A 7,608-nucleotide genomic window follows, 5' to 3' on the forward strand; every position below is an offset into this window, starting at 1 on the left:
GGGGCATGCAGTCGTGGCAAGCCCTCCGATGCCATATCGGCTCTTGAAGCTGGCTGAGGGTCATGGGTAATCAGGTAACTCAATGAGGGCCATGGGGTCCACAGTATCTTCCATGACTGTCCGGGAAGCAGCCCCTCTGCGATAACCGGGATTCGGCTCACGACACAACCTGTATAACGTAGAGTTGGCAGGGAGGGCACGTGTTGTTTGTAAGAAGTGGGAGTCATTTCAGGGGAGGGAGGCGTACTTTGCTATCGGTTGTCAGATGAAGCAGCGGAGCAGGAGGCGGGGATTATTAATCCCGAGCTCGGTGAGCAACCTTGCCAGAGATTGACCAGAGACGCATAACAAAAAGGCCTCGCATTGAAAGCGAAGCCTTGTGGGGTGTGCTATCCAGAGCTGTGGTATGGAAACTGTCATGGGGATTTTCAATCCCCTGCTCTACCGACTGAGCTATCTGGGCAACGGCGCGCATTAAACCCTTTCCAGCGCAGAGTGTCAACCATGATGGCACGATAAAAAGTGCGTTCGCTCAACAACCGAACGAAGCGACCATTTATTATCCATTCCAGTCCCGTTTCATGCACTTGCTGGCCTCTGAACACCCTGCAGGCTGCGCCAATATGATGGAAATTCGAGGTTCAGTGGGTCCGCCGCATTGAGCCGAATCCACTCTGCGAGTATGCTTTGCCGCAATGATACCGCCTGGAGGCAACATGAGTCTGAATATGCAAGAGTGGCGTGATGAGACCACCGAGATCGTCAACGAACTGCTGGCCGATGGCAGCAATCCCGATGCGGATTACGACATCGAGCACCACTTCGCCTGCCAGGATTTCGACCGTCTGGAAAAAGCAGCGGTTGACCTGTTCAAGGCCGGTTTTGAAGTGACCGATGCCGAAGAGATGGAGCTGGATGACGGCGCCACCATCTTCTGCTTCGATGCCACCATCGAGTGCAAGCTGAATGTCGAAGCGATCGTAGCCGATATCGCCAAGATGCTGCCCATCCTGGAAAAATACGGGGTGGATTACGATGGTTGGGGCACCTACTTCCAGGATTGATCCTGCCTCCATCGTCAGAAACAACAAGGCCACCTTGCGGTGGCCTTGTTGTTTCTGACGATCTTTCACGCCAGATAGCTGGCAGCAAACTCCGCCGGCGGCAGGGGGCGACTGAACAGATAGCCCTGTAGCCGATCACACCCCGCCTCGGTCAGCCACAGCTGCTGCTCGGGCGTTTCCACCCCTTCGGCAGTGATCCGGATCCCGAGCTCATGGCCCAACCCGATGACCGAACGCACGATAGCGGTAGTCGCGCTATTGCTGGCCAGCCCCTGAGTGAAGCTGCGATCCAGCTTGAGGGTCGCCACCTGCAAACGCGGCAGATAGGCCAGCGAGCAGTAACCGGTACCAAAGTCGTCGATGGCCAACTGAAAACCGGCGGCGATCAGGTTGTCGAGGTTGGTCTCAATCTCGTCGGCATTTTCCATCAGTACCCCTTCGGTGATCTCCAGCTCCAGCTGACTGGCCTTGAGACCATGGCGAGCGATGCAGGCAGAGACCCGTTCACAGAGCGCCGGATCACGGAACTGCAGCGGCGAGAGGTTAATGGATAGAACCATATCCGGCTGCGCAGTTTGCCACTGCGCCAGCTGGGCACAGCCCTGCTCCAGCATCAGCTGGCCCAGTTGACCGATGATCCCCATCTCTTCCGCCAACGGAATGAATTCGTCGGGGGAGATCATCCCAAGGTCGGGATGGGGCCAGCGACAGAGCAGCTCGGCGCCGTGCAGTCGGTGGGTGCGGGTACAGATAATGGGCTGATAGACGGCAACCAGCTGGGCGGACTTGATGGCGAGTGGCAACTGGGCGGCGATCAGCTGACGCCGCTTGAGCCGGGCATGCAGATCGGGATCAAACAGGGTGCAGTACTGCTGCTGCCGTTTGCCCTGCGCCAGCGCAGCCTCGGCATGGCTGAGCAACCGCTCGGCATCGCTTGCCCGCCCCTGGGCCAGCCCGAGAAACACCGGGATCTGGATGCGATGATCTTCCACCTGATAGTGCTCCATCAACTGCTGCTGCAGATGCTGGCTCCACCCCTGCAATGGCTCGTTGAAGTTGGGCAACAACAGGCTGAAGTCATCGGCAGCGACCCGACAGAGCAGGGAACGCGGCGGTACCAGCTGCTGCAACCGCTTGGCCACCTGGCTCAGCAGGCGATCGGCAATCCGGATGCCGAAGCGATCGTTGATTTCACGAAAATGGTGCAGATCGACCAGCACCAGCGTGGCACTGCGTCCCCCAAGATGGCGGCTGGTCTGCAAGAATCGGGAGAGTTTGAGCAGTCCGGTCAGACTGTCGTAGTGCTGCTCCTGCTGCAACTGCGCCTGAGTGGTGCGCAGGCCGGTGATGTCACGCCCCAGCGTCAGGATCCCGAGGGAGTGGCCGTCACCATCGGGGACATCGACCCGGGTGATCTCCATGTGTCGCCCCTGCCCGCTGGCATCCAGCAGACAGCACTCGCCATGACCCATCCCCTGCGGCGCCGCCAGCCGGAACGGCAGCTGCTGACCCAGCACCTCATCCGCCCCCTGGCCGATAAAGTCGAGAAACGCCTGATTGCACTCCAGCAACACCCCGTTGTGATCATCGAAACGGATCAGGTCAGGAATGGCATCGAGCAGAAAACGCTGCAACAACTGCTGCTGTTTGACCGTTTGTTCCAGGCTCTTGCGCTGGGCAATCTCATTAACCACCCCGAATACTGCGCACGCTTCCCCCTGCGGGGTGTAAAGAGGCACCTTGTGCACCTCCATCCAGCAGGTATCACCACCCCGGTTGCAATGGAGCTGCTGATACAGCATCGGCACGCCTCCGGCAAGCAGCTGCTCATCCTCACTGCGAAAGAGATCGCCCCAGGGCATCTCTGCATCTGTCTTGCCGACTACCTCGGCAGGCGACTCCAGCTTGGCTTCACGGGCGAACTCACGATTGGCGAACAGGTAACGCCCATGACTATCTCGACAGAAGATACTCATTGGCAATTGGTCGATGATCTGCTGCAGCAGATCAGGGGTGAGCATGTTGGTCACAGGGGTGCTTATGGAGGAATTTCGAGCAAATCTATGATAGCAAACCAATTTTGTAAAGCACCCCGATCACCTCCCCATAACATCGAACGCTGGATGGTTGCTGACAGAGATTGTCGCTCCGGCGATAATAGGCGCCGGTTGGCCAATGGCCTGGTGATATGGACGAGAGAAACAAGATGAAAAAGATTATGGGGAGCGCATTGGCGCTGCTGCTGGTTGGTTGTGCTGGTGACAATAACGGCGGTGAGGAGTATCGCTACAACCCGCCAATTGCCAAGGCAACCAACAATACTCAGGAAATGGCGATCCCGGTGGATCTGGTGTGGGCTCGCGCCGAGAAGTGGTTCACCGATCACGGCCTCACCATCGAAAACAGCCAGCGTGGCTCCGGCCTGATGACCGCCAACGTCAACCAGTCAGCCGACGGGCTGGAGTGGCTGGACTGCGGCACCATGGGTTCCAAAGTTGCACTGGGCAACCCGAACCTGCAGATCAACCTGATCATCACCCAGAGCGGCAACAGCAGCGTGGCGACCGTCAACGTCAAGGGCAACACCGAGTTGTTCTTCGTTGAATCCTCGGGCGAGCGCGTACCGGCCCCCTCCATCAAGCCGGTCTGCGTCTCCCGCGGCTCCCTGGAGCAAAGCCTGTTCGCCACCCTCGGCAACTGATTTCGCTTCCCTGCAAAGATAAAAAAAGCGGCAGATTGCTCTGCCGCTTTTTATTGCCCCGAAGCGGGCTTACTTGTCGATATCGAGCAAGTGGTTTTGCAACATATAGTCGATAACCTGACTGGCCTGGCTCTTATCCGTATATGCATTGCCTGTCAGCGAGGCAAAAGAGTGACCTTCCAACACAATTGTTTGCATCAAATTCTGTTGAGGAGTGTCATCTCTCACTTCCAGACGAACCTTACCGCTATCTTCAAAGATTGAGAGCAGCTCTTTAAGGGATGCCACACTCTTGCTGCTATGTGCATCGAGCAAATCGCTCAAGTCAATGACATCCTTCTGATCCCCATCGACAGCATTATTGGCCGTCTTGTTAAAATCAGTAATGACATCAACGGCAGGATTGCTGACACTGGCGTCGCCCTGATTCCATACGAAGATATCCGCTCCATCGCCACCGGTCAGAATGTCGTTACCCAAACCACCATACAGTTTGTCACTGCCAGTGCCGCCATAAAGGATATCGTTGCCATCTTCACCATAGAGCTCATCGTTGCCACCTTGGCCAAACAGGATATCGTCACCAAGACCACCGTGCAGCTTGTCGTTGCCCCCTCGGGTATCGCCCGCCACATCAAATGACTTGGCATTCCCCTTGATGTACTCGTAAAGCTCAAGGGAGCTGGGTGCATAACCATTTTTCAAGGTCAGGAACTGGGTCAGACCATCCAGCCCCTTGCCATTGACCCAGTCTGCCGGCTTGGTCGGGTTGCCAGCCGTGCCCCACGGCAGGTGATCGGTATTGATGGCATCCCCGAACAGGATATCGTTACCCGCACCACCGTGCAGAACATCGGCCCCCACTTCAGCAGGTGTATTGGTGGTCGAACTGCCAACCAGCACAGCCTTAAGCTGATCTGCCGTGGTGATGATGTCGGGTTGGCCAACCGGTGGACGCCCGCCCATCACCTTGTTCAGATCGTCGATCAGCAGCGTGGCAGAATCCCCGCTATCATCCTCATTTACGGTGAATACGTAGCGGTAATCCCCCGCCGCCAACGCACCGCTGTTGACTGTTCCGGCCGAGGTCACCGCGGCACCGACCTTCACCCAGGCAGAGCCATTCCAGCGTTGCAGTTGCACCGAGAAAGTGTCTCCGCGGCCGAAATCATTACCCGTACTCAGATCGAAGCGCAGGCCGGTCCCCGCAGCCACTGTCAGCTTTTCGCTTCTAAACACTGACACACCATTATCACCCTTATCCGTCAGCGTCAGACGGCCGCCGGAGATATCAACCGAGCCCGAGCTATCGCCGGTCTTGCTCCAGCTACTCGCGCTCCACGGCCCTGTATTGCCGGAAAAATCATTCAGCAACTGAGCGTTCTCATATTTACTGCCAGAACCGACCACCTTGGTATTGTCGAAATACGCCAGGTTCCCCTGCGTCACGCCATTACCGATGCCGATCGCCTTGACCTCGCTCTGGCCGGACAGATTCGCAAAAGCATCGATGGCCTTCTGCATATCGATATCGTTGGTTGTGCCACCACTGCCCGAAGTATCCCCGTTATAAACCGTCGGGTTACCGTCAGTCAGGAAGTAGGTCAAGTTCTCGAACGTTTTCCCGCTGCCACTGCCCGGCTGGCTGTTGAACCACGCGGCAGCCTTGATAAAGGCATCCTCGTAGTTGGTCGCCCCGTCGGCCTTCAGCGAGCTGATCTGTTTGATCAAATCCTGCACATTACTCTGCGTCAGCTTGTTAAGCGTCAGCAGTGAATTCACCGAGGAACTAAAGCCAATGAGCGTCACGTTAACGACACCATCATGGCCTGCCAGCTGATTGGCCAACGCTTTCAGGGCGTTAATCGTCAAGGTCATTCTGTCCTGACCTGCAGGCGGGTCTTCCCTTCCATCCAGGCCAAATTTCATACTGCCTGATGTATCTACAATCAGGGCGATATTGTAGTTTTTGCCCGGATCAACCGAGGTCTTGATACCACCTATATCTCCCAGCAATACATCATCACCACGGCCCCCTTCAACAGGCTTGTCTGACGTACCATTGTCCCCATTCGGGTTTGTGGTGGGCTTGACCATAAAGCCGGTGTCCGCTTCGGTATATTTCACTTCACCGGCTATCGGCTGACTGTCCATATCATACTCTTGCGAGCCAGCCACCACTGTGACCTTGATATTCTGGCTACCGACAGGCAACTCCACCTGCAGCGACAGTTTCCCGTCTTGATCCAGCATGCTGGCCGGTACCTTCCAACTGCCGTTGGCCTGCTGGATGCCGCCTTGCACCACGGCCCCAGTCGGCAGGCCGGTAATGGTCAGATCGGTGAAGCGCTCGCTGCCATCGGTATCTTTCAGGTCGACATCAACCTTCAAGGTCGCCAGATCCGCCACCTTAGTCAGCTTGCCATCCTTGAACTCATACTTGCCATCTTGCAGGTAAAGAGTCTCAACACTGTAAAAATCATGATTGGCTCCATTGGAGCCTTTATAAACCAGTTGATAATCAAATGGATTTGGCGAACCGCCCATCACCAGCTGGAAATCCTTCATTGAGCCAGGGACATAGGCCACATCTTTCCCGTCCCCACCGAAATAGGTCGTGGACGCCTTCAGGCTTTGCGCAATCAGTGTGTCGTTGCCTGCTCCACCATCCAGAGTGACTGAGGACGCATTTTTACCCCCGATCAGAATGTCATTCCCATCACCACCAATCAGATGGTCATTGACACTCGCACCACCGATCAATGTATCGTCGCCAGCCTCACCCTTTGCCTGGAAATAGGTGCCACTGCCGTATTTGATGGTGTCATGGCCATCACCGCCTAGACCCCAGTTGCCATTGGTAACCAGATAATCATCTCCGCCAGTCGGCGATGGAGACGGCGTCTTGCCATTCAGGTCGGACAGAATCTGCTCTACCTTAGCCGCCCCCGGCACAAACCCGCCACTCACCAACTCAACCTTCAGCGTCACGCCATCAACCACCGGCTTGATATCGACCACAAAGGTCGCATTACCGCTGTTGTTTACCCCGTCGCTCACCTGATAACCGAACGACGCATAATCCCCCAGCTTGTTACCGTCCGCACCGCTGTTTGCACCAATGCCCACCGACCCGCTCGCCTCATGCGGATCAGGCTTGAACTGCAGCTTGCCAGCAGCGATTTCTGCCTGAGTAAATACCTGATTTTCAACCACAGCCTGCCAGTTACCGTTGGCATCCTTGTACTGCAGCACCCCATCAGCCGGCAGTGAGGTGATCTTGATCGACAGCTGATCGGCAGGTGTATCTTCATCACTGGCGTTGAACTGGCTCCACTTCAAAGTAAGCGGCATATCTTCTTCCCCTTGGGAATACCCCCCAGAGGTAATCGGAGCATTGTCATTATCGACGATGGTGCCGGTGGCGTCTTTGCCGCCGACGGCCAGTTTCAGGGTCTCGTCGGCTTCATCCACGGTGTCGTCGATGGTCGGTACGGTCACGGTAAAGCTGCTGACTCCGGCCGGCACGATCACGCTCTTGCCGTCGGCACTCAGGGTCACGCCGTTGCTGAAGGTGACGTTGCTGCGGTCGAAGTCGCCTTCGGCGGCGGTCACACCGGCCAGGCTGAAGCTGTGGCTGGTCGCCTGCTCGCTCGCCGCGCTCAGGGTCACCTTGAAGGTCAGGTCTTGACCCTCTTCGGCTTTCGCGCCCTCGTTGTTCACCGCCACCTCTTTGATGGTCGGCAGCGCGTCGTTGTCGACGATGGTGCCGGTGGCGTCTTTGCCGCCGACGGCCAGTTTCAGGGTCTCGTCGGCTTCATCCACGGTGTCGTCGATGGTCGG

Annotated in this window: 4 protein-coding genes; 2 read left to right on the forward strand and 2 right to left on the reverse strand. The window is 56.7% G+C overall.

The window, feature by feature from the left end; all coding sequences use genetic code 11:
• Positions 1-728 precede the first annotated feature (728 nt).
• On the forward strand, positions 729-1,064 hold the full coding sequence (gene rraB / locus OKC40_RS21325) for a ribonuclease E inhibitor RraB (protein ID WP_026034893.1): 336 nt from the start codon (positions 729-731) through the stop codon (positions 1,062-1,064).
• A 65-nt stretch (positions 1,065-1,129) separates the two neighbouring features.
• On the opposite strand, the gene OKC40_RS21330 is transcribed toward rraB, so the two are convergent.
• Entirely contained in the window at positions 1,130-3,085 is a 1,956-nt protein-coding gene (locus tag OKC40_RS21330; RefSeq protein WP_270796913.1) for a sensor domain-containing protein, read from the reverse strand.
• A 185-nt stretch (positions 3,086-3,270) separates the two neighbouring features.
• Between OKC40_RS21330 and OKC40_RS21335 the strand changes: the two genes are divergently transcribed.
• On the forward strand, positions 3,271-3,765 hold the full coding sequence (locus OKC40_RS21335) for a hypothetical protein (RefSeq protein ID WP_042060865.1): 495 nt from the start codon (positions 3,271-3,273) through the stop codon (positions 3,763-3,765).
• Between the two features lie 69 nt (positions 3,766-3,834).
• Here OKC40_RS21335 and OKC40_RS21340 read toward each other — a convergent pair whose 3' ends face one another.
• Positions 3,835-7,590, reverse strand: a complete 3,756-nt coding sequence (locus OKC40_RS21340) for a VWA domain-containing protein (RefSeq protein ID WP_270796914.1) — start codon at positions 7,588-7,590, stop codon at positions 3,835-3,837.
• Positions 7,591-7,608: the final 18 nt, after the last annotated feature.

This window comes from Aeromonas sp. QDB11 (assembly GCF_027705265.1).
Lineage (GTDB): Bacteria > Pseudomonadota > Gammaproteobacteria > Enterobacterales > Aeromonadaceae > Aeromonas > Aeromonas allosaccharophila.

Coding starts and splice junctions, on each gene's coding strand:
- rraB (WP_026034893.1), top strand. CDS start 729: ATGCAAGAGTGGCGTGATGAGACCACCGAGATCGTCAACGAACTGCTG.
- OKC40_RS21330 (WP_270796913.1), bottom strand. CDS start 3,085: ATGCTCACCCCTGATCTGCTGCAGCAGATCATCGACCAATTGCCAATG.
- OKC40_RS21335 (WP_042060865.1), top strand. CDS start 3,271: ATGAAAAAGATTATGGGGAGCGCATTGGCGCTGCTGCTGGTTGGTTGT.